The organism is Streptomyces sp. NPDC002499, assembly GCF_053595415.1.
Map to the genome: position 1 here is coordinate 112946 of NZ_JBSFXO010000011.1, position 19571 is coordinate 132516.

Annotated in this window: 21 protein-coding genes; 11 read left to right on the forward strand and 10 right to left on the reverse strand. The window is 71.0% G+C overall.

All coding sequences use genetic code 11. The features are described from left to right. Positions 1 to 29 precede the first annotated feature (29 nt). A complete protein-coding gene (locus ACWD5F_RS30130; protein ID WP_451259087.1) occupies positions 30 to 746 on the reverse strand; it encodes a hypothetical protein in 717 nt (238 codons plus the stop codon). A gap of 241 nt (positions 747 to 987) precedes the next feature. Here ACWD5F_RS30130 and gcl point away from each other — a divergent pair, with 241 nt between their 5' ends. Next, positions 988 to 2772 carry a glyoxylate carboligase gene (gcl, locus tag ACWD5F_RS30135; RefSeq protein ID WP_451259089.1) on the forward strand — a complete coding sequence of 595 codons (1785 nt, stop codon included), beginning with the start codon at positions 988 to 990 and terminating at the stop codon, positions 2770 to 2772. A 234-nt stretch (positions 2773 to 3006) separates the two neighbouring features. On the opposite strand, the gene ACWD5F_RS30140 is transcribed toward gcl, so the two are convergent. The 4 genes from ACWD5F_RS30140 to ACWD5F_RS30155 all read right to left on the reverse strand — a co-directional run bounded on the left by ACWD5F_RS30140 (position 3007) and on the right by ACWD5F_RS30155 (position 6433). After that, positions 3007 to 3246, reverse strand: a complete 240-nt coding sequence (locus tag ACWD5F_RS30140) for a hypothetical protein (protein WP_451259091.1) — start codon at positions 3244 to 3246, stop codon at positions 3007 to 3009. A 395-nt stretch (positions 3247 to 3641) separates the two neighbouring features. Next, a complete protein-coding gene (locus ACWD5F_RS30145) occupies positions 3642 to 4535 on the reverse strand; it encodes a 2-hydroxy-3-oxopropionate reductase (protein ID WP_451259093.1) in 894 nt (297 codons plus the stop codon). A gap of 25 nt (positions 4536 to 4560) precedes the next feature. Next, complete coding sequence (locus ACWD5F_RS30150; RefSeq protein ID WP_451259095.1) at positions 4561 to 5382, reverse strand: TIM barrel protein; 822 nt, start codon at positions 5380 to 5382, stop codon at positions 4561 to 4563. A 169-nt stretch (positions 5383 to 5551) separates the two neighbouring features. Continuing rightward, complete coding sequence (locus ACWD5F_RS30155) at positions 5552 to 6433, reverse strand: helix-turn-helix domain-containing protein (RefSeq protein ID WP_451259097.1); 882 nt, start codon at positions 6431 to 6433, stop codon at positions 5552 to 5554. A 203-nt stretch (positions 6434 to 6636) separates the two neighbouring features. On the opposite strand from ACWD5F_RS30155, the gene ACWD5F_RS30160 reads away from it, so the two are divergent. From ACWD5F_RS30160 to ACWD5F_RS30195, 8 genes are all read left to right on the forward strand, one after another. Further along, complete coding sequence (locus ACWD5F_RS30160; RefSeq protein ID WP_451259099.1) at positions 6637 to 8076, forward strand: MFS transporter; 1440 nt, start codon at positions 6637 to 6639, stop codon at positions 8074 to 8076. Between the two features lie 91 nt (positions 8077 to 8167). Then, positions 8168 to 8419: a hypothetical protein gene (locus tag ACWD5F_RS30165; protein WP_124001641.1), complete on the forward strand. Its 252-nt coding sequence runs from the start codon at positions 8168 to 8170 to the stop codon at positions 8417 to 8419. Beyond that, entirely contained in the window at positions 8416 to 8784 is a 369-nt protein-coding gene (locus ACWD5F_RS30170) for a helix-turn-helix domain-containing protein (RefSeq protein ID WP_451259101.1), read from the forward strand. The genes ACWD5F_RS30165 and ACWD5F_RS30170 overlap by 4 nt, the downstream gene beginning before the upstream one ends. 121 nt (positions 8785 to 8905) lie before the next feature. After that, positions 8906 to 9421 (forward strand): 2-oxo-4-hydroxy-4-carboxy-5-ureidoimidazoline decarboxylase, encoded by a 516-nt coding sequence (uraD, locus tag ACWD5F_RS30175; protein WP_451259103.1) that lies wholly within the window; start codon positions 8906 to 8908, stop codon positions 9419 to 9421. Next, positions 9418 to 9819 (forward strand): hydroxyisourate hydrolase, encoded by a 402-nt coding sequence (gene uraH / locus ACWD5F_RS30180; RefSeq protein ID WP_401718122.1) that lies wholly within the window; start codon positions 9418 to 9420, stop codon positions 9817 to 9819. Before uraD ends, uraH begins: the two co-directional genes overlap by 4 nt. 2 nt (positions 9820 to 9821) lie before the next feature. Further along, positions 9822 to 10706: a factor-independent urate hydroxylase gene (gene pucL / locus ACWD5F_RS30185; protein WP_451259105.1), complete on the forward strand. Its 885-nt coding sequence runs from the start codon at positions 9822 to 9824 to the stop codon at positions 10704 to 10706. A gap of 48 nt (positions 10707 to 10754) precedes the next feature. Then, the gene (locus ACWD5F_RS30190) at positions 10755 to 12128 is read left to right on the forward strand and encodes an 8-oxoguanine deaminase (protein WP_451259107.1); all 1374 of its coding nucleotides are present in this window, start codon (positions 10755 to 10757) and stop codon (positions 12126 to 12128) included. A 225-nt stretch (positions 12129 to 12353) separates the two neighbouring features. Beyond that, positions 12354 to 13757: a nucleobase:cation symporter-2 family protein gene (locus ACWD5F_RS30195; RefSeq protein WP_451259109.1), complete on the forward strand. Its 1404-nt coding sequence runs from the start codon at positions 12354 to 12356 to the stop codon at positions 13755 to 13757. Between the two features lie 10 nt (positions 13758 to 13767). Here the strand turns inward: ACWD5F_RS30195 and ACWD5F_RS30200 are convergent, their stop codons facing one another. After that, complete coding sequence (locus ACWD5F_RS30200; protein WP_451259111.1) at positions 13768 to 14382, reverse strand: 3'-5' exoribonuclease domain-containing protein; 615 nt, start codon at positions 14380 to 14382, stop codon at positions 13768 to 13770. A gap of 44 nt (positions 14383 to 14426) precedes the next feature. Beyond that, a complete protein-coding gene (locus tag ACWD5F_RS30205) occupies positions 14427 to 15224 on the reverse strand; it encodes a helix-turn-helix domain-containing protein (protein ID WP_451259113.1) in 798 nt (265 codons plus the stop codon). A gap of 95 nt (positions 15225 to 15319) precedes the next feature. Here ACWD5F_RS30205 and ACWD5F_RS30210 point away from each other — a divergent pair, with 95 nt between their 5' ends. Next, entirely contained in the window at positions 15320 to 16246 is a 927-nt protein-coding gene (locus ACWD5F_RS30210) for an NAD(P)H-binding protein (protein ID WP_451259115.1), read from the forward strand. Positions 16247 to 16338: 92 nt separating this feature from the next. Here the strand turns inward: ACWD5F_RS30210 and ACWD5F_RS30215 are convergent, their stop codons facing one another. Continuing rightward, a complete protein-coding gene (locus ACWD5F_RS30215) occupies positions 16339 to 17769 on the reverse strand; it encodes an MFS transporter (RefSeq protein ID WP_451259117.1) in 1431 nt (476 codons plus the stop codon). A 96-nt stretch (positions 17770 to 17865) separates the two neighbouring features. On the opposite strand from ACWD5F_RS30215, the gene ACWD5F_RS30220 reads away from it, so the two are divergent. After that, entirely contained in the window at positions 17866 to 18267 is a 402-nt protein-coding gene (locus tag ACWD5F_RS30220; protein WP_401718141.1) for a winged helix-turn-helix transcriptional regulator, read from the forward strand. Between the two features lie 110 nt (positions 18268 to 18377). Here the strand turns inward: ACWD5F_RS30220 and ACWD5F_RS30225 are convergent, their stop codons facing one another. Further along, positions 18378 to 18800, reverse strand: coding sequence for an acyl-CoA thioesterase (locus ACWD5F_RS30225; RefSeq protein ID WP_401718144.1), 423 nt, complete (start codon positions 18798 to 18800; stop codon positions 18378 to 18380). Between the two features lie 64 nt (positions 18801 to 18864). Continuing rightward, positions 18865 to 19509, reverse strand: coding sequence for a hypothetical protein (locus ACWD5F_RS30230; RefSeq protein ID WP_451259120.1), 645 nt, complete (start codon positions 19507 to 19509; stop codon positions 18865 to 18867). Positions 19510 to 19571: the final 62 nt, after the last annotated feature.

Below are 19571 nucleotides of genomic sequence, written 5' to 3' on the forward strand. Positions count from 1 at the left end.
GAAGGGTGGCCGGTTCCGGAGGGAGCCGGTCACGCGCCCGCCGCGTCCAGGTCGTCGGCGAGGGTGTTGACCGGCTGCGGGGTGCCCGTGAGGTCGAGGACGAACAGGGGCATGCCGAGGGAGTCGGCGCAGGTGCGGGCGTCGGTGTCGTACCCCGCGAGGGAGAAGTAGACGCAGGCCGACGACTCCGTCATGGCCGTCAGCCACAGGCACTCCACGTCCCGCAGCGCGGCCGGGCGGACGGTCGGGTCGACCTGGGCCAGCAGGCCCTTGGCGGCCAGCCCGATGCCGGACGGGGGTCTCTGGTCGGCCCGGCGGATGTCCTGGTAGCCGAGCCAGCGCAGATACAGGGCGGCGGCCGTCACCGCGTCCCGCGCCGTACGGATCGTGACCGGCTGGAAGGCCCGGCGGGCCGGCGTCCCGCCGACCGGCACCTCGGTGGGGGCCGGCTGCGGCAGCCGCTCCAGGGGCGCGGACCGGCCGTCCGCCTGGGCCACCGGGATCCGCAGCAGGGTCCCGCACGGGCAGCCCAGCTCCGGGTGCGGCCACTGGTCCAGGCGGTCGCAGGAGGCGCAGCGCACGCCGACCCACTCCTCGTCCCAGACCCGGTGCGTGACGGCCGTCGGCACACCGCCCGGGTCCAGCGGCGGAGTGACCGGCGCACCGCACACGCACGGATAGGACGGTGCGGTGTAGCGGTGCTCGCGCCGGCAGGCCGGGCAGCGCACCGGCACGCTCTCGGGCATGGCCACTCCAAGGCGTCGCATCGGGACGGCGGTCCCATAGTGCTCCTGCGCACCCGCCCTTGTCCGACGCTTCGCGTGGCCCGACGGACGGGCGTGCACTGCTCGCCGCTCTCTTGACGGCCCCCGCCCCTCCACCTACATTGCTTCCAGATAGTAGAAAACAGTTTCCGTATTACGGAAGAGCTACTCGCGGCGGGGCGCGACGGGAGTGCCATTCCGACAGCCGAAGCAGGAGTACGCAATGGCTCGAATGACCGCTGCCCGCGCGGCAGTTGAGATCCTCAAGCGCGAGGGCGTCAGCGACGCGTTCGGTGTGCCCGGCGCGGCGATCAACCCCTTCTACGCGGCGCTCAAGGCCTCCGGTGGCATCCACCACACCCTCGCCCGCCACGTCGAGGGCGCCTCGCACATGGCCGAGGGCTACACCCGCACCCACCCGGGCAACATCGGCGTCTGCGTCGGCACCTCGGGCCCGGCCGGCACCGACATGATCACGGGGCTGTACTCCGCGATCGGCGACTCCATCCCGATCCTGTGCATCACCGGCCAGGCACCGACCGCCGTGATCCACAAAGAGGACTTCCAGGCCGTCGACATCGCCTCGATCGCGGGTCCGGTCACGAAGATGGCGGTCACCGTGCTGGAGGCGGCGCAGGTCCCGGGCGTCTTCCAGCAGGCCTTCCACCTCATGCGCTCGGGACGTCCGGGCCCGGTCCTGATCGACCTGCCGATCGACGTCCAGCTCACCGAGATCGAGTTCGACCCGGAGACGTACGAGCCGCTGTCGGTCTACAAGCCGGCCGCGACCCGTGCCCAGATCGAGAAGGCGATCGGGCTGCTGAACGCCTCAGAGCGCCCGCTGATCGTCGCCGGCGGAGGTGTCATCAACGCCGACGCGGCCGAACTGCTGGTGGAATTCGCCGAGTTGACCGGCATCCCGGTCGTGCCGACCCTGATGGGCTGGGGCGTGCTGCCCGACGACCACGAGTTGAACGCCGGCATGGTCGGCCTCCAGACCTCGCACCGCTACGGCAACGCGACCTTCCTGGAGTCCGACTTCGTCCTCGGCATCGGCAACCGCTGGGCCAACCGCCACACCGGCAAGCTGGACGTCTACACGGCCGGCCGGAAGTTCGTCCACGTCGACATCGAGCCCACCCAGATCGGCAAGATCTTCGCCCCCGACTACGGCATCGCCTCCGACGCGAAGGCGGCCCTGGAGCTGTTCGTCGAGGTGGCAAGGGAGTTGCAGGCGGCGGGCCGCCTGCCCGACCGCTCGGCCTGGGCGGCCTCGGCGCAGGAGAAGAAGGCGACCCTCCAGCGCCGTACGCACTTCGACGACATCCCGATCAAGCCGCAGCGCGTCTACGAGGAGATGAACAAGGCCTTCGGTCCGGAGACCCGGTACGTCTCCACGATCGGCCTCTCGCAGATCGCCGGCGCCCAGATGCTGCACGTCTTCCGGCCGCGGCACTGGATCAACTGCGGCCAGGCGGGCCCCCTGGGCTGGACGATCCCGGCCGCGCTGGGCGTCGCCAAGGCCGATCCCGAGGCGTCCGTGGTCGCCCTGTCCGGCGACTACGACTTCCAGTTCATGATCGAGGAACTGGCGGTCGGCGCGCAGCACAAGATCCCGTACGTGCACGTGCTGGTCAACAACGCCTACCTGGGCCTGATCCGCCAGGCGCAGCGCGCCTTCGACATCGACTTCCAGGTCAACCTGGAGTTCGAGAACATCAACTCGCCCGAACTGGGCGCCTACGGCGTCGACCACGTCAAGGTCGCCGAGGGTCTCGGCTGCAAGGCGATCCGGGTGACCGACCCGGCCGACCTCGGCGCGGCCTTCGAGCAGGCGAAGAAGCTCGCCGCGCAGTTCCAGGTCCCGGTCGTCGTCGAGGCCGTCCTGGAGCGCGTCACCAACATCTCCATGTCGACCACGAACGACATCTCCAACGTGGTCGAGTTCGAGGAGATCGCGACCGAGCCGGGGCACGCGCCGACCTCGATCAGGACGCTGAAGGTCTGACGTCTGACCCGCCCCGAACGACACAAGAGCGGCTCACCCTGCGGTGAGCCGCTCTTTCGGTACGCGTGAGGCCCGCCGCCCCCGTGCCGACGGGCTTCACGCGTGACCGGAATGTGCCCACCCGTGAGGGTGGTTGAAGCATCTTGAATTATATTCAGTGCTTGATGTGAGCATAGCGTACACGTCCTACGTCTCCGGGTGGGACGTCCTACGGCCCGAGGCGTACGCGCGGGGTCATGCCCCCTCGTGGTGCTCCGACAGCCCCGGCCAGTCCTCGGGACCGCCGCCCTGCCAGGCGATGAGGTCGGTGTCCTCGACGTCGGTGATGTAGTGGTCGGCCAGGCGCAGGATCTCGGCGACGTCGTCGATGTGGGTCGCGATGCCCAGCGTCTCGTCGCCCGAGGTCACGCGCCGGGAGCCGTCCAGGGCCGGCGCGTGGACCACGATGTGCGGGTTCTCGGTTGGATGTGCCATGCCCCCAGACTGCAACGGCGAAGGCGCCGGATGCGGGATCTTCCGCATCCGGCGCCTTCGCGCTCCTCGGTTGTCGTTCATCGGGCTGGGACCGCGGCGGAGGCGACGGAACCGGGGCGCTCCGCCCCTCTGGTCGAGATGGAGCTCCGGGTCCTTCACCACCGCACTGGCTCGCACTCCGCCGCGGTCCTCGCCCTACCCGCACCGTGTCCGCTCCCGTACGGCCACCCCTCATCCGGGCCGCCGGGTGGGACACGGCCGGGGGCTCGGTCCTCACACGCTTCTTCGATTGGTTTCCGGGCGGCGCCTCGCCTGGGCGCGACAGGACAGTTGTCGGCGTCGGCGCCGCCCGGAGCTTGTGCGGCCGGACCCTGGCACAGGGCTCGGCCCCGGTGTCAGACCCGGTCGCCGGAGAGGCGCTCGACGGCGCGCAGCAGCGCCGAGTGGTCGAGGCCGCCGTCGCCCTGCGCGCGCAGGCTGGCGACCAGTTGGGCGACCACGGCGCCGACCGGCAGGGCCGCGCCGACGTTGCGGGCCGCGTCGGTGACGATGCCCATGTCCTTGTGGTGCAGGTCGATCCGGAAGCCCGGCTTGAAGTCGCGGTTGAGGAAGTTGTCCTTCTTCCGCGTCAGCACGGTGGAGCCGGCGAGCCCGCCGTTGAGGACGTCGAGGGCGGCGGCGAGGTCCACGCCCGACTTCTCCAGGAAGACCACGGCCTCGGCGCACGCCTGGATGTTCACGGCGACGATCAGCTGGTTGGCGGCCTTCACGGTCTGCCCCGAGCCGTGCGGACCGCACAGCACGATGGTGCGGCCGAGCGCGTCGAAGATCGGCTCGGCCTCCTCGAAGTCGGACTGCCCGCCGCCGACCATGATGGACAGCACGGCCTCGATCGCGCCCGCCTCACCGCCGGAGACGGGGGCGTCGAGCACGCGGATCCCCTTGTCCCGGGCGGCCGTTGCCAGGTCCACCGAGGTCTGCGGGGTGATCGAGGACATGTCGATCAGCAGGGCGCCGGAGCGCACGTTCTCCAGGATGCCGTCGGGGCCGTACGCGATCGCCTCGACCTGCGGGGACGCGGGCACCATCGTGATGACGACGTCGGCGTCCCGCACGGCCTCCGCGATCGAACCGGCGGCCGTGCCGCCGGCGGCGGTCAGCCGGTCCAGCTTGTCCTGCTCCAGGGTGAAGCCGGTGACGTCGTAACCCGCCTTGATCAGGTTCTCGGACATGGGGGAGCCCATGATGCCGAGGCCTATCCAGGCGATCTTGGGGAGTGCGTTGCTCATGGGTGGAGGCCTTTCGGGAAGGGGATCAGCGGGGCAGCCAGTCGAAGGCCTCGGCGCTCGGGCGGTCGCCGGGCTTGTACTCCAAGCCGACCCAGCCGTCGTAACCCGCCTTCTTCAGCTGGTCGAGGAGGTCTTCGAGGGGCAGCGACCCCGTGCCCGGCGCTCCGCGGCCCGGGCTGTCGGCGATCTGCACATGTCCGGTCCTCGCCGTGAACTGCTCGATCACCGAAGGGAGTTCCTCGCCGTTCCGCGCCAAGTGGTAGAGGTCCATGAGGAACTTGGCGTTGCCGAGGCCGGTCGCGGCGTTCACCTTGTCGACGACTCCCACGGCGGCGGGGGCGCTGACGAGCGGATACAGCGGCGACTCGGGCTTGTTGAGCGCCTCGATCAGGAGGATCGCGCCGATCCTGTCGGCGGCGCGGGCCGCGAGGACCAGGTTCTCCAGTGCGAGCGCGTCCTGCTCCGCCGGGTCGACGCCGTCGACGCGGTTGCCGTAGAGCGCGTTGAGCGCCCCGGCGCCGAGGGAGTGGGCGAAGTCCGCGGCCACGTCGATGTTCGCGCGGAACCGCTCCGACTCCTCGCCGGGGATCGACAGGGCACCGCGGTCCGGGCCCGGGAGCTGTCCGGCGTAGAAGTTGAGGCCCGTCAGCTGGACGCCCGCGTCCTCGATCGCCTTCTTGAGGGCGTCGAGTTCGGACCGCTCGGGGGTGGGGGAGTCGACCCAGGGCCACCACAGCTCGACCGCCGTGAAGCCGGCCGCGGCGGCGGCAGCGGGGCGCTCCAGGAGGGGGAGTTCCGTGAAGAGGATCGACAGGTTGACGTTGAAGCGCTGGTCTGCGAATCCCATGGGGGCCGCGCTCCCTTCCGTGTCGAGGTCTAAAGCAAGATTCCGTATTGTGGAATATTGTTTCTGCTTAATGGAAGATTGCCGTCGAGGGGCGAGGCTTGTCAAGAGGGCAGGGCGCACGGAGGCGCCCACGTCAGGGAAGCCGCGGGTCGTTGTACGAGGTGGTCGGTCAGGTCCGGTCCGCGGTGGCCGCGGGCGCGGCGAGGCTGCTCAGCAGGCGCAGTGCGGCCTCCGAGGGGGAGCCGGGGGCGGCCGTGTAGGCGATCAGCCGCTGCCCTGCGGTGCCGGGCATGCAGAGGTTCTCGAAGGCGAGCTCCAGCGCGCCGACCGTCGGGTGGTGCAGCCGCTTGGTGCCCGAGGTGCAGGTGCGGACCGGATGCCGGGACCAGAGGGCGGCGAACTCGGCGCTCTGGATGGACAGTTCACCGACCAGTGCGGCGAGGGCGCGGTCGTCGGGATGGCGCCCGGCCACCAACCGCAGTGAGGCGACGGCCAGTTCGGCCTCCGTATCCGGATCGTCGTACAGCGCCCGGTACCGCTCGTCCAGGAACAGCATCCGCACGAGGTTCGGCCGCGCTCCCGGCCGTTCGGGTCCGTCCGGGGCCAACTGCCCGGCGAGCAGGGCGTGTCCGAGCCGGTTCCAGGTGAGTACGTCGCCCCGGCGGTCCAGGACGAGAGCCGGTACGTCGGTCATGGCGGCGATCAGCTGGCGCGCCGAGGTGCTCGCGTGTTCGGCGCGGGGCGGTGCGGGCGGCCGGGGTGCGGAGGCGTCGGCGGGACGGGCGAGGGCGAGCAGGTGGGCGGTCTCGTCGGCGCCGAGTCGAAGGGTGCGGGCGATCGCGTACAGGACCGAGTCCGAGACACCTTTCGCGCGGCCCTGTTCGAGGCGCGTGTAGTGGGTGATGCTGACGCCCGCCAGCGTGGCCAGCTCCTCGCGCCGCAGGCCCGTGACCCGGCGGCGGGTCGGGTGCGGGGTGAGGCCGAGTTCCTCGGGGCGCAGCGCGGCACGCCGGGATCTGAGGAACTCGCCCAGCTCGGAGCGGGTGTCCATGCCTGCCTCCTCGGTGCGGTTGCCGCCTCTCCATCATGCCGGTGGCCGCCCGCGAACGGGATCCGTGAGGGTGGTCATGCCGTGACCACCCTTGCGCCGTCTGCCCAACTCCGGGTGCTGGCTGGGCATTCGGAGGCGGACGAGCCTTTCCTCCAGCACCGCGCGATCAGCGCGAGATCACCGTGAGGAAGGAACACGACGTCATGACCGTCACCGACACGAGGGCGGCCGGCAGTGGCCCGGCCGCCCTCACCCCCAGGCTCCGCCTGGTCCTGGTGCTGCTGCTCGCGGCCCAGTTCATGCTGGCGGTCGACTTCTCCATCCTGAACGTGGCGCTGCCCGTCATCGGCGACGGCCTGGGCTTCTCGCTGGCGCACCTGCAGTGGATCGGCACCGCGTTCGCGCTGTGCGCGGCCGGGTTCACCCTGCTCTTCGGGCGGGTCGCGGACCTCTTCGGGCGTCGGCGGATCTTCCTCGGCGGCCTCGCCGTGCTCGCCGCCGCCTCGCTGCTGGGCGGCCTCGCGCAGAACCCGGAGACGCTGATCACCGCCCGCGTCCTGCAAGGACTCGCGACCGCGGCCGTCACCCCGGCGGGCCTGTCCCTGCTGACCACCGCGTTCCCGGAGGGACCGCTGCGGGAACGGGCGCTCGGCCTCAACGGGGCGCTCATGTCGGCCGGGTTCACCACCGGGGCGATCTTGGGCGGCCTGCTCACCGACCTCCTGTCCTGGCGGTGGTCGTTCTTCCTCAACATCCCCGTCGCCCTCGCCGTCCTGGCCGTCGCTCCGGCGGTCGTCAAGGAGTCGCGGCCCGTCGAACGCCCGCGGCTCGACCTGCCCGGCGCGGTCACCGTCACGCTGGGCCTGCTGGCCGTCGTACTCGGCGTCACGCAGGCCGGCGAGCGCGGCTGGGGCTCGCCGCTCGCGCTGGGGGCACTGGGCCTGGGCGCGGTCCTGCTGCTCGTGTTCCTCGCCGTGGAGCGCCGGGCCGCCGCTCCGCTGGTGCCGCCGAGCGTGCTGCGCAGGCGCTCCGTCGCCTGGGGCAACGCTGCCGGGCTGATCGCCTTCCTGACCGAGACGTCCCTGGTCTTCCTGCTGACCCTCTACCTCCAGGAGGTGCTCGGCTTCTCCCCGCTGGCCGCGGGTCTGAGCTTCGGCGTGCTCGGCCTCGGCACCGTCCTCGGCGGTCTCGCCGCGTCCCGGGTCATCGGCCGGTTCGGCAGCCGGTGGACCCTGGTCGCCGGCGGGCTCGTCCAGGCCGTGGCGACCGCCGCGCTGCTCGGCCTCGGCGCCGACCGGTCCTGGCTGTGGCTGCTGCTGGCCGGCACGTTCCTGGGCGGGGTCGGCAACATGCTGGCCATCGTCGGCTTCATGGTCACCGCCACGTCGGGTCTGGCCGACCGGGAACAGGGGCTGGCCACCGGGCTCGCCACGATGACCCAGCAGATCGGCATCACCGTGGGCACGCCCGTGATGAGCGTGGTGGCCACGGCGGCGATGGCGGGGACCGGGGCCGGGGCCGTCCTCGGCGGCCTTCGGGTCGCCATCGCGGTGAACGCCGGTGTGGTGCTTCTTGGGGTGATCGGCAGCCTCGTGTTCCTGCGCAGTGAGGAACCGGTCGCTGTCGTGTACCCGGCGAGCTGATCCCCCGGTCCGTTAGAGTCGCCCACGGGCGGACCGACCGGCGTCGCCGGTGCCCGGAGTCACGCAGGTCAGGAACGTGTCTGGGGGCAGTATGCGACTGAGAGTGGAGTTCACCACCGAACCCTTCGACCTCGATGAGGCACCCGCGCACGCGGTCGTCGCCCGTGAGGTCATCGAGGCCGGTGAGCTGGACGCGGTGGACGTCGGGCCGTTCGGCAACACGGCGGAGGGCGCCTCCGACGCCGTACTCACCGCCGTGGACGCGCTGCTGCGCAAGACCCTGGAAGCCGGCGCCACCCGGATCTCGCTCCAGGTCAACGTGATCGGGGAGGGCGACGCGTGACCGGCACCGGGGACGAGCCCTTCATCACGGCGGTGAAGCCGCTGGTCGACGCCATGGGCGGGGAGATGGTCCCGCCGGACGAGGCGGGACCCGACGACGTCGTGCTCGCCTGGGAGGGCGTGGACGTGGTCGCCGTACGCCTGCCGCAGCTCGCCGACTCGCTGGACCACATCCTGGCCGCGATGGAGCGCAAGCAGGGCAAGCCGCTGGCGGAGCTGGACCGCAAGGCCAAGCAGGAGGTCGTACGGATATTGGAGGCGCGCGGCGCCTTCTCGGTACGGCACGGTGTGGAGACCGTCGCGAGCGCGCTCGGGGTCAGCCGGTTCACCGTCTACAACTACCTGAACCGGGAGAAGGACTCCTGACCTGGGTCGCCAGGTGACTCCGGGGCTTTGTTACCCGGAATTTTCAACAAAGTGTTGACGTGGTGGTGGCGAGGGCGTTAGCTACAGCCAGCCCGTTCAGCACTCAGCCACGGAGGCTCCGGTGACTTCGACTTCCACGCCGCCGGACCTCGCCCGGTTCAACGTTCTTGAGGAGCACGCGGCGTTCGCCGTCCTCCTCGAGGCGTGCGCCTCCACGGCGTGGGCGAAGCGGCTGTCGGCCGCCCGTCCGTACGCCGGCCTCGAGGACCTGTACGCCGAGAGCGACGCCGCGATGGCGGACCTGACCGCCGAGGACCTGGCCGAGGCGATGGCAGGACACCCGCCGATCGGGCGACCCAAGCCCGGCGACCCGACCTCCAGCCGGGAGCAGCGCGGCATGGCGGGCGCCTCCGAGGAGCTCAAGGCGGAGATGCTGGAACTGAACCTGGCCTACCAGGAGCGGTTCGGTCATGTCTTCCTCATCTGCGCCACCGGCCGGACCGGCGAGCAGATGCGGGACGCGGTCAAGGAGCGGATCGGCAACTCGCCCGAGCAGGAGCGCGAGATCGTCCGCGTCGAACTCGGCAGGATCAACCGCATCCGGCTCGGCAACCTCGTACAGGAAGAGCAGGCATGAGCACGAGCACCACCGCCTCCGTGTCCACCCACATCCTGGACACCTCCGTCGGCCGTCCCGCCGAGGGCGTCGCCGTCCAACTCGCCGCGCGCAGCGGGCTGTTGGGGGAGTGGCAGCCGCTGGGTGGCTCCGCGACCGACGCGGACGGGCGGTGCAAGGACCTGCCGGCGCCGCCGGAAGGAACCACACACGTACGGCTCGACTTCGCCGTGGAGCCGTATTTCGAAAAGAAGCAAGCCGATGCGCAGCAGGACGCCCCCGCGAATCGGGACAGCGGTGCGAGCACCGGAGTGTTCTTCCCGGAAGTGGCGATCACCTTCGCCGTGCAGCCCGGCGAGCACTACCACGTACCGCTGCTGCTCAACCCGTTCGGCTACTCCGTATATCGAGGGAGCTAGCTATGCCCACCATCCTGGGACAGAACCAGTACGGCAAGGCCGAGAACCGAGTCGTCAAGATCACGCGGGACGGTGCCACCCACCACATCAAGGACCTCAACGTGTCCGTGTCGCTGAGCGGCGACATGGACGAGGTCCACTACTCCGGCTCGAACGCCAACGTGCTGCCGACCGACACCACCAAGAACACGGTGTACGCGTTCGCCAAGGAGCACGGCATCGAGTCCGCCGAGCAGTTCGGCATCCACCTGGCCCGGCACTTCGTGACCAGCCAGGAGCCGATCAGGACCGCGCGCATCCGCATCGAGGAGTACGCCTGGGAGCGCACGGTGGGAGGTCACTCCTTCGTCCGCAAGGGCCAGGAGACCCGGCTCACCCAGATCACCTACGACGGCCGGAGCTGGGAAGTCGTCTCCGGGCTCAAGGACCTGACGGTGCTCAACTCGACCGACTCCGAGTTCTGGGGCTACGTCAAGGACAAGTACACGACGCTGCCCGAGGCGTACGACCGGATCCTGGCGACCGAGGTGTCCGGGCGCTGGCGCTTCAACTGGTCCGACGACGCACAGGAGATGCCGGACTGGGAGGAGTCCTACGAGCAGACGAAGCAGCACATGCTCCGGGCCTTCGCCGAGACGTACTCGCTCTCGCTCCAGCAGACCCTGTACCAGATGGGTTCGCGGATCATCGACAACCGTGACGAGATCGACGAGGTCCGCTTCTCGCTCCCCAACAAGCACCATTTCCTTGTGGACTTGGCGCCGTTCGGGCTCAAGAACGACAACGAGGTGTACTTCGCCGCCGACCGGCCCTACGGCCTGATCGAGGCGACGGTCCTGCGGGACGGCGTCGAGCCGCGGATCCCGGCGGATCTCACCAACCTCTGACGCGAACCCGGCCCAGAATCAAGGAAGTTGAGACGAACGATGGTAACGATGGTTCAGCGCGTCGTCATCGAGAACTGTTCGATCGCGACGGTCGACGCCGCCGACACCGAGTACGCCACCGGGTACGTGGTCATCGCCGGCAACCGTATCGAGTCGCTCGGCGCGGGCAAGGCGCCCGAGGGGCTCACGGACGTGGTCCGGCGCATCGACGCGACCGGTCACCTGGTCACCCCCGGCCTGGTCAACACGCACCACCACTTCTACCAGTGGATCACCCGGGGTCTGGCCACCGACCACAACCTCTTCAACTGGCTCGTCGCGCTGTACCCGACCTGGGCGCGCATCGACGAGTCCATGGTCCGCGCCGCCGCGCAGGGTTCCCTCGCGACGATGGCCCGCGGCGGTGTCACCACCGCGCTGGACCACCACTACGTGTTCCCCGAGGGCTCCGGCGACCTCTCCGGCGCCATCATCGGCGCCGCCCGCGAGATGGGCGTCCGCTTCACGCTGGCCCGCGGCTCCATGGACCGCAGCGAGAAGGACGGCGGGCTGCCGCCGGACTTCGCCGTGGAGACCCTGGAGGGTGCCCTCGCCGCGACCGAGGCGACGGTACGGGAGCACCACGACGCCTCCTTCGACGCGATGACCCAGGTCGCCGTGGCGCCCTGCTCACCGTTCTCCGTCTCCACCGAACTCATGCGTGAGGGCGCCGAGTTGGCCCGCCGGCTCGGCGTACGGCTGCACACGCACGGCTCGGAGACGGTCGAGGAGGAGCAGTTCTGCAAGGAGCTGTTCGGCATGGGCCCGACCGACTACTTCGAGTCCACCGGCTGGCTCGGCGAGGACGTGTGGATGGCGCACTGCGTCCACATGGACGACTCCGACATCGCCGCCTTCGCCCGCACGAAGACCGGTGTCGCTCACTGTCCCTCGTCCAACGCCCGGCTCGCGGCCGGTATCGCCCGCGTCCCCGACATGCTCGCCGCCGGCGTCCCGGTCGGCCTCGGCGTCGACGGCACCGCCTCGAACGAGTCCGGCGAACTCCACACCGAACTGCGCAACGCCCTCCTCATCAACCGCCTCGGCGCCCACCGCGAGGCCGCCCTCAACGCCCGTCAGGCGCTGCGCCTCGGCACGTACGGCGGGGCCCAAGTCCTGGGCCGCGCCGCCGAGATCGGTTCGCTCGAACCCGGCAAGCTGGCCGACCTGGTGCTGTGGAAGCTGGACACCCTCGCCCACGCCTCCATCGCCGATCCGGTGACCGCACTGGTCTTCGGCGCGGCGGCCCCGGTCACCGCGTCGTTCGTGAACGGCCGTCAGATCGTCGAGGCGGGCCGCCTGTTGCATGTCGACGAGGACGCCATCGCCCGCTCCACGCGGGAAGAGGCCCAGCGTCTGGCACGGATCGCCGCGCAGGGCTGACCGGTTGGCCGGCCGACCGGTCGGCGGGCCGTTGTTCAAGATCTCCGGTCGAGGGGGACGGCCCTCGTCCGGTGGCCGTGGCCGGGGCGTGCATGCACTTTGTGCGCCCCGGAACGGCCCTGCCCATCCCTTTTGTTGGGTTCCGTCCCCCGGTCCCGCACGACCGCGCATCACCTCCTGAAACCCACGTCAGAGCCGACGTGTTACCCGCCCGGAGGAGCCGCCGTGACCACCCGACCCGTCACCGATGCCGTGACCCGACCCGTCGTCCATCCGGTCGACGAGAAACTCCCCGCACTCAAGATGGCCACCACAGGACTGCAACACGTGGCCGCCATGTACGCGGGAGTCGTCGCTCCGCCGCTCATCGTCGGGGCGGCCATCGGCCTCTCCGCCACCGAACTGACCTTCCTCACCGGCGCCTGTCTCTTCACCGCGGGACTCGCCACCTTCCTCCAGACGCTGGGCATCTGGAAGATCGGCGCCCGGCTGCCCTTCGTCAACGGCGTCACCTTCGCCGGCGTCGCCCCGATGACCGCGATCGTCGCCTCCACCGAGGACAAGTCCGACGCGTTGCCGATCATCTTCGGCGCGGTCATGGTGGCGGGTCTGCTGGGCTTCATGGCGGCGCCCTTCTTCAGCAAGGCGATCCGCTTCTTCCCGCCGGTGGTCACCGGCACGGTGATCACGCTCATCGGCGTGTCCCTGCTGCCCGTCGCCTTCGGCTGGGCGCAGGGCCCCAACCCCGCGGCGGACGACTACGGTTCGACGAAGTTCCTGGGCCTGGCGGGCCTGACCCTGCTCATCGTGCTGCTCCTGCGCCGCTTCACCACCGGTTTCGTCAAGCAGATCGCCGTCCTGCTCGGCCTGGTCGCGGGCACGCTGGTCGCGATCCCGTTCGGCGTCACGGACTTCGGCCCGGTCACGGACGCGGACGCGGTGGGCTTCCCGACGCCGTTCCACTTCGGGGCCCCGCAGTTCCAGCTCGCCGCGATCGTGTCGATGATCGTGGTGATGGTGGTCTCGATGACCGAATCCACCGCGGACATGCTGGCGTTGGGCGAGATCGTCGAACGCCCGGCGGACGAACGGACCATCGCCGCGGGCCTGCGCGCCGACACGCTCGGCTCGGCCCTCAGCCCCCTCTTCAACGGCTTCATGTGCAGCGCCTTCGCGCAGAACATCGGCCTGGTCGCGATGACCCGCATCCGCAGCCGGTTCGTGGTCGCGACCGGCGGTGCCTTCCTGGTCCTGATGGGCCTGTGCCCGATGGCTGCCTCGCTGATCGCGGTCGTACCGCGCCCGGTGCTCGGCGGTGCCGGTGTCGTCCTCTTCGGCTCGGTCGCCGCGAGCGGCATCCAGACCCTGGTCCGGGCCGGCCTCGAGAAGGACAACAACGTCCTGATCGTCGCCGTCTCCCTGGCCGTCGGCATCGTCCCGATCACGGCGCCGGACTTCTACCACGCCTTCCCGGAGACCGTACGGATCGTGCTCGACTCCGGCATCTCGACGGGCTGCGTAGCCGCCGTCGTGCTGAACCTGCTCTTCAACCACCTGGGCAGGCAGCGGGACGCACAGGACGTGACCCATCCGATGGAGGCGGGCGAGGAGATCGCGGCGGCCCGCTGAGTCAAGGACGTCACTGCCGGGTGGTGGGTGAACCGCCCTGCCACGCCATGAGGTTGGCCAGCAGCTCGGCCTGCTCGACGGCGTCGTCCAGGGCGTGATGGGTGTGCCGGCGCCGCGACAGCAGATGGCGCGGCATCGTGCCCTTCGCCACCGCCCGCAGCGGCACCCCCGCCTTGGTCGCGTACAGCGTCTTCATGTCCAGACAGCCCGAGTGCCCGAAGGGACTCGAACTGGTGAAGCGGATCAAGTACCAGTACAGGAAGGTCCAGTCGTACGACGCCGGATAGCCGCACATGACGGGCTGCGCGCCGGCCTCCGCGGCCACCTCACGGACCCACTCGGTGAACTCGCCCAGCGCGACGGCCGGTTCGGCGCCCTCGGTCCGCAGCCGCTCCCGGTCGAGGCCGCTGACCGCCAACGCCTCCGGGACGAACTCCTCGCTGATCGGGTGCAGTTCGCGATAGAAGGTCCGCCGCTCCGGATCCGAGGCCGTGAACCCGTCGGCGTCCTGCACCCCGGCGACGGCGGCACCGAAGCTGAGCATGGAGTAGGGGCCGGGGATCGGGCCGTCGGCCTCGATGTCGACGGAGAGGTAGAGACTTGCCTTGACGCGTCGTGCGGACATGATCCGGAGCATCCCAGCCGCCCGGCCGTCCCCGCAGCCGATTTTCAGCGCCGCGGGAGCACCTGGCAGGGCGTGGCCTGGGGCAGCCGGCCGGTGAAGTACGAGCGGGGCGGGACGCCCATCAGGGTGCGGAAGTCCGTCGTCATGTGCGCCTGGTCGTAGTAGCCGGTGGCGGCGGCGAGGTCGGCCCAGGAGCGGGTGGTGGCATGGTCGAGGACCGTCCGGACGCGGCTGATGCGGGCGTAGTGCTTGGGGGAGAGGCCGACGCCTTCGGCGAACAGGTTGCGCAACTGCCGCTCGCTGACGGCGAGTTCGCGGGCCACGTCACCGACGTGCGCGGGGACGTGCCCGGAGCGGATGGACATCGCGTCGACGCCCGCGCGCACCAACTCGGTCCGCGCCCGGTCGGCGGTGGAGGCGAGCCGCTCGGGCAGCGCCCGGGTGAGGTGCGCCAGCGACTCCTCGGGGTCCAGCCGGCGCAGTTCCGTGGCCAGTTGGCGCGCGGTGACACTGGGCAGATCCCCCAACGGCACCGCACGGCCGACGAGTTCGACCGCCTGGATGCCGAGCAGGGGGCGGACGGTGCCGGGGGCGAGCCGCAACTCCACGCAGGAGATGAAGCGTTTGCCCCGGTGGTACGAGGCGCGGGCGCGCGGTCCGACGACCAGGATGCTGCGGTTGCCGCTCGCCTCGCCGCGGATGACCACCTTGGTGGCCGCCTCCGGGAGATGGATGAACGTCTCCGTCGGCACGTCGTCGACCGTCACGGTCCCGATGCCCGCGACCCACGGGCGCAGCGTCTCGGGCGTGGGCAGGATCTGGCGGGACACGGCATACGTCACCCCTCCACCGTAGGCGCCCCGCACACCCCGCGGGCCGGGGAACCGTGCCGGAATCTCCAAGAGATCCGAGGCGGCCACCGCCCACCGTTGTGGACATGATCCTTGTGACCGGTGCCACGGGCACCATCGGCAGTGAAGTCGTACGACAGCTCGCGGCGCGCGGCGAGAAGGTGCGCGCCCTGAGCCGGGACCCGGCGGGGGCCCGGGTGCCCTCGGGCGTGGAGACCGCGCCGGGCCATCACCGCGACCGGGCCTCGGTCGAGGCGGCGATGGCCGGCGCGGAGGCCGCGTTCCTGGTGGGCGTGTTCGGACCGGACGATGTGGAGCACGACCGGGGACTGGTTGCCGCGGCGCGGGCGGCTGGCGTCCGGCGGATCGTGAAGCTGTCGGCGATCGGCACGGGCGACCCCCGTCTGGGTGCGGGTGATCCTCCGTCGGGCGAGGGCGAGGGCGAGGGCGAGGGCGAGGGTGAAGGCGCCCCGCGCGTCGGCGGGTTCGGCACCTGGCATCTGCACGGCGAGGAGGCGGTCAAGGCGAGCGGCCTGGAGTGGACGATCCTGCGCCCCTCCAACTTCGCCTCCAACACGCTGAGTTGGTCGCAGACCATCCAAGAGGGCACGCCCGCGCTCAACATGATGGGCAGCGGGAAGCAGGGCGTCGTCGACCCGCGGGACGTCGCCGAGATCGCGGTGGCCGCGCTGCTCGACCCACGGCACTCGGGACGGACGTACACCCTGACCGGCCCCGAGACGCTCTCCGCGCACGAACAGGCCGCCGTTCTCGGCGAGATCCTCGGCCGCCCGGTGCAACTCCGCGACCTGTCGCCCGAGGAGCGGCGTGAGCAGCTGCTCGCCGCCGGGCTGGGCGAGGACTACGCGGACGCTCTCGTGATCGCCGCGCGCTTCATCCAGGACGGCGGGAACGATGTCGTCACCGAGGATGTGCCGGAGGTGCTGGGGCGGGCGGCGCGGACGTACCGGGAGTGGGTGGTGGATCACCGGGAGGCGTTCGGGGTGTCGTGAGCCCCGCGCTGCCCGTGGACGGCGGCGGAGGCATGCCGGAGGGGCGGCGGGAACGGGGGTCCCGCCGCCCCTCCGGCGCGGTGCCGCGCAGGTCAGTCCCGCCGCGGTCGCAGCACCGCCGCCGCGAGCACCAGCGCGCCCGCCGCGAGCGCGGCCCCCACGCCGAACGCCAGCCGGTAGCCGGCGGCCGTCGCCGCGACCAGTTCCTCGCCCCGGCCGAGGAGCGTGTCCGTGCGGTCGGCCGCCAGGACCGACAGCACCGCCAGACCGAGCGAACCGCCCACCACCTGCGTGGTGTTGAACAGTCCCGACGCGAGCCCCGCGTCCTCCTCCAGGGCACCCGACATGGCGAGCCCGGTCAGCGCGGGCATCGCGGCGGCGAACCCGGCGGCGAGCAGCAGAAGCGCCGGCAGTACGTCGACGGCGTACGAACCGTCGGCGGGGGCCCGGCTCAGCAGCGCCATCCCGGCGACGACGAGGACGAGCCCGGCCAGCAGCACGCGGTACGGTCCGAACCGGCCGACGGTCCGTGCCGACAGGCCCAGCATCAGCACGCCGATCGCGATCGGGGCCGGCAGGAACGCCGTTCCGGTGAGCAACTCGCCGAAGCCGAGGACGCGTTGGACGTAGAGCGCGCCGATGAACTGGAAGCCGAACATCGCCGCGATCATCAGGATCTGGACGGCGTTGGCGCCGCTCAGCAGCCGGGAGCGGAACAGGCGCAGGCGCAGCAGCGGGCGGGCCGCGCGGGCCTGGCGGAGCGTGAACGCCAGCAGCAGGGCTAGGGCGAGGGCGCCGAGGAGGAGCGTGGTGGTGAGCGAGCGGTCGCCGGAGCCGACGATCACGAACACGGCCAGCATCAGCGCGCCGGTGACCAGCACGGCACCCGGGTAGTCGGCGCCCTTGCCGAGGCCGGCGCCCTGCTCGGGGGCGAGGACGCGGAGAGCGGCGATCAGGGCGACGGCGCCGATCGGGAGGTTGATCAGGAAGATCCAGTGCCAGTTCAGGGCCTGGGTGAGCGCTCCGCCGAGGAATGTGCCGAGCGCTCCGCCCGCCGCACCGACCGCGCTGAACACCGCGATGGCACGGGCCTGTTCGCGCGGTTCGGGGAAGAGCGAGACCAGCATGCCGAGCACCACGGCCGCGGTCATCGCGCCGCCGACGCCCTGCACGGCACGGGCCGCGATCAGCATGCCCTGGCTGGTGGCGACCCCGCACAGCACGGACGCGGCGGTGAACACGGCGAGCCCCGTCGCGAACATCCGCTTGCGGCCCACGAGATCGCCGAGCCGGCCGACCAGCAGGAGCAGTCCGCCGAAGGGGATGAGATAGGCGTTGACGACCCAGGCAAGACCGGGGCCCGAGAAGCCGAGGTCGTTCTGGATGGCCGGCATGGCGACGGTGACGATGTTGCCGTCCAGGATCGTCATCAGCGTTCCCGCGCACAGGACGACGAGGGACGCCCAGCGGGAGTACGTTCGTGACGGCACGGCCGGTGCCGTCGACTTGATCGCGGTCGACATGGCCTTCGCTCTCCTCGCGGATCGGTAACTGAGTGCACTACTTGTAACTGGGTGCATCGTGAGTGACTATGAGGAGAGGCGTAAGGAGGCAGTTCGATGTCCCAGAGGAACACCGGTGTAACGGTCCAGGCAGTGAACGCGCATGCGTGCCCGGTCCGTGAAGTTCTTGACAGGGTCGCCGGCAAATGGAGCGTCCAGATCCTGGTCGCGGCGGCCCACGGCCCCATCCGTTTCACCGAGTTGGAGCGCGGCATCGAGGGCATCAGCCGCCGCATGCTGACCCTCACCCTGCGCAACCTGGAGCGCGACGGCCTCGTCACCCGTACCGTCCACCCGACGGTCCCGCCCAAGGTCGAGTACGAACTCACCCCGGTGGCCCTCGAGTTGCACGAGACCCTCCAGCGCCTCACCGACTGGGCGGAGCGCAACCGCCACTACGTCGCCGACGCCCGCGCCAAGTACGACACCGAGCACGCACCGGAGTTGGTGGACGGGTAGGCCTCCGGCGGTCGAGCAGGGGTGCGACGTACGCTCCGGCCATGAAGAGGATCGCCGCCTGGCCGACGCTGCCGCTCGACGCGCAGGTTCGTACGGACTGCCGGCCGGTGTCAGCGGCTGAGCAGCTTCGGATCCTCCGCCAGTTCCTCCAGGACCTGTCGGGGGTTCGGCACCAGTCGTCGTGCCTCGAGGTCGATCAGGCCGCCCACCGCCGTTATCTCGGCCGCGACCGTGCCGTCCGTCTTGCGGATGGTCTGTTCGACGCGGAACGTCTTGCCCTCGCCGAAGACGAAGACACACGTCACCTCGACCTCGTCGCCCGCGAGCAGTTCGCGGCGGAAGCGGATGGTCGTCTCCAGGGCCACCGGACCCACGCCCTGGCCGACCAGGCGCGCCTGGCTGATTCCGGCCGCGTGGAGCAACGACCAGCGCGCGTGCTCCCCGTAGTTGAGATAGACGCTCTGGTTGAGGTGTCCCTGGACGTCGGTCTCGTATCCGCGGACGGTCACCGGAACGGAGAACGGTTCACTCACGGCTTCCCTCTCTGGTCGTGGACGTCTGCCACGACCGCCTGACCGACCGATCTTGGCATGTCCCTCACACGCGGCGCGGGGAGGCCAGCAGATAACGGGCCCTCGTCCGCGGTTCCGTGTACGCGCCCACCTGCCATCCCGCCCCCTCCAGCGTGTCCGCGCACGCCCGCAGCGCCTCGGGATCCGGCTCGTGCACGGCGACTGCCTCCGGCTGCGGGGTCGCGCGCACCCGGTAGCCGGCCCCGTCCGCCCCCGCCGGGCGGTGACCCGCCGCCTCCAGGGCGAGCGCGGCGGCCGGCACCAGATGGCTCCGCTCCCAGCCGCACGGCCGGTCGGTGGCCCCGTCCGGATTGGTCATCCGGCGCAGCTCCAGCAGGCCCTGCCAGGCGCTGTGCACCTCACGGGTGCGGGCGGGCGAGGCGAGCGCGCCCTCCGGCTCCCCGCCGACCCGCGCGGCGAACACGCCCGTGGCGGCGGGCGCCTCGGGCTCGGCCGGCGGGGACGGAGGCGGCGGCGCGGTCGGCTCCGACTCCCGTATGCGGTGCCCGGCCGGGGTGAGGAAGTGGTCGTGCGGCGGCCTTGGGTGGCGGAAGGCGAGGCCGTACTTGACCAGGGTCGCGAGCTGCGTCTCCGTACCCCTCAGGCGTCCGGTGACGGGATCGGCGGCGTCGATGACACGCCGCTGGGCGGCGGTCGGCGGGCGTGTCACGGCGTGCTCCTTCCCGGGGGTCCGTCATGGGTGGACCGTCGGGAGACGGCCCATTCGAAGCG

Coding starts and splice junctions, on each gene's coding strand:
- ACWD5F_RS30130 (WP_451259087.1), bottom strand. CDS start 746: ATGCCCGAGAGCGTGCCGGTGCGCTGCCCGGCCTGCCGGCGCGAGCAC.
- gcl (WP_451259089.1), top strand. CDS start 988: ATGGCTCGAATGACCGCTGCCCGCGCGGCAGTTGAGATCCTCAAGCGC.
- ACWD5F_RS30140 (WP_451259091.1), bottom strand. CDS start 3,246: ATGGCACATCCAACCGAGAACCCGCACATCGTGGTCCACGCGCCGGCC.
- ACWD5F_RS30145 (WP_451259093.1), bottom strand. CDS start 4,535: ATGAGCAACGCACTCCCCAAGATCGCCTGGATAGGCCTCGGCATCATG.
- ACWD5F_RS30150 (WP_451259095.1), bottom strand. CDS start 5,382: ATGGGATTCGCAGACCAGCGCTTCAACGTCAACCTGTCGATCCTCTTC.
- ACWD5F_RS30155 (WP_451259097.1), bottom strand. CDS start 6,433: ATGGACACCCGCTCCGAGCTGGGCGAGTTCCTCAGATCCCGGCGTGCC.
- ACWD5F_RS30160 (WP_451259099.1), top strand. CDS start 6,637: ATGACCGTCACCGACACGAGGGCGGCCGGCAGTGGCCCGGCCGCCCTC.
- ACWD5F_RS30165 (WP_124001641.1), top strand. CDS start 8,168: ATGCGACTGAGAGTGGAGTTCACCACCGAACCCTTCGACCTCGATGAG.
- uraH (WP_401718122.1), top strand. CDS start 9,418: ATGAGCACGAGCACCACCGCCTCCGTGTCCACCCACATCCTGGACACC.
- pucL (WP_451259105.1), top strand. CDS start 9,822: ATGCCCACCATCCTGGGACAGAACCAGTACGGCAAGGCCGAGAACCGA.
- ACWD5F_RS30190 (WP_451259107.1), top strand. CDS start 10,755: ATGGTTCAGCGCGTCGTCATCGAGAACTGTTCGATCGCGACGGTCGAC.
- ACWD5F_RS30200 (WP_451259111.1), bottom strand. CDS start 14,382: ATGTCCGCACGACGCGTCAAGGCAAGTCTCTACCTCTCCGTCGACATC.
- ACWD5F_RS30210 (WP_451259115.1), top strand. CDS start 15,320: ATGATCCTTGTGACCGGTGCCACGGGCACCATCGGCAGTGAAGTCGTA.
- ACWD5F_RS30215 (WP_451259117.1), bottom strand. CDS start 17,769: ATGTCGACCGCGATCAAGTCGACGGCACCGGCCGTGCCGTCACGAACG.
- ACWD5F_RS30220 (WP_401718141.1), top strand. CDS start 17,866: ATGTCCCAGAGGAACACCGGTGTAACGGTCCAGGCAGTGAACGCGCAT.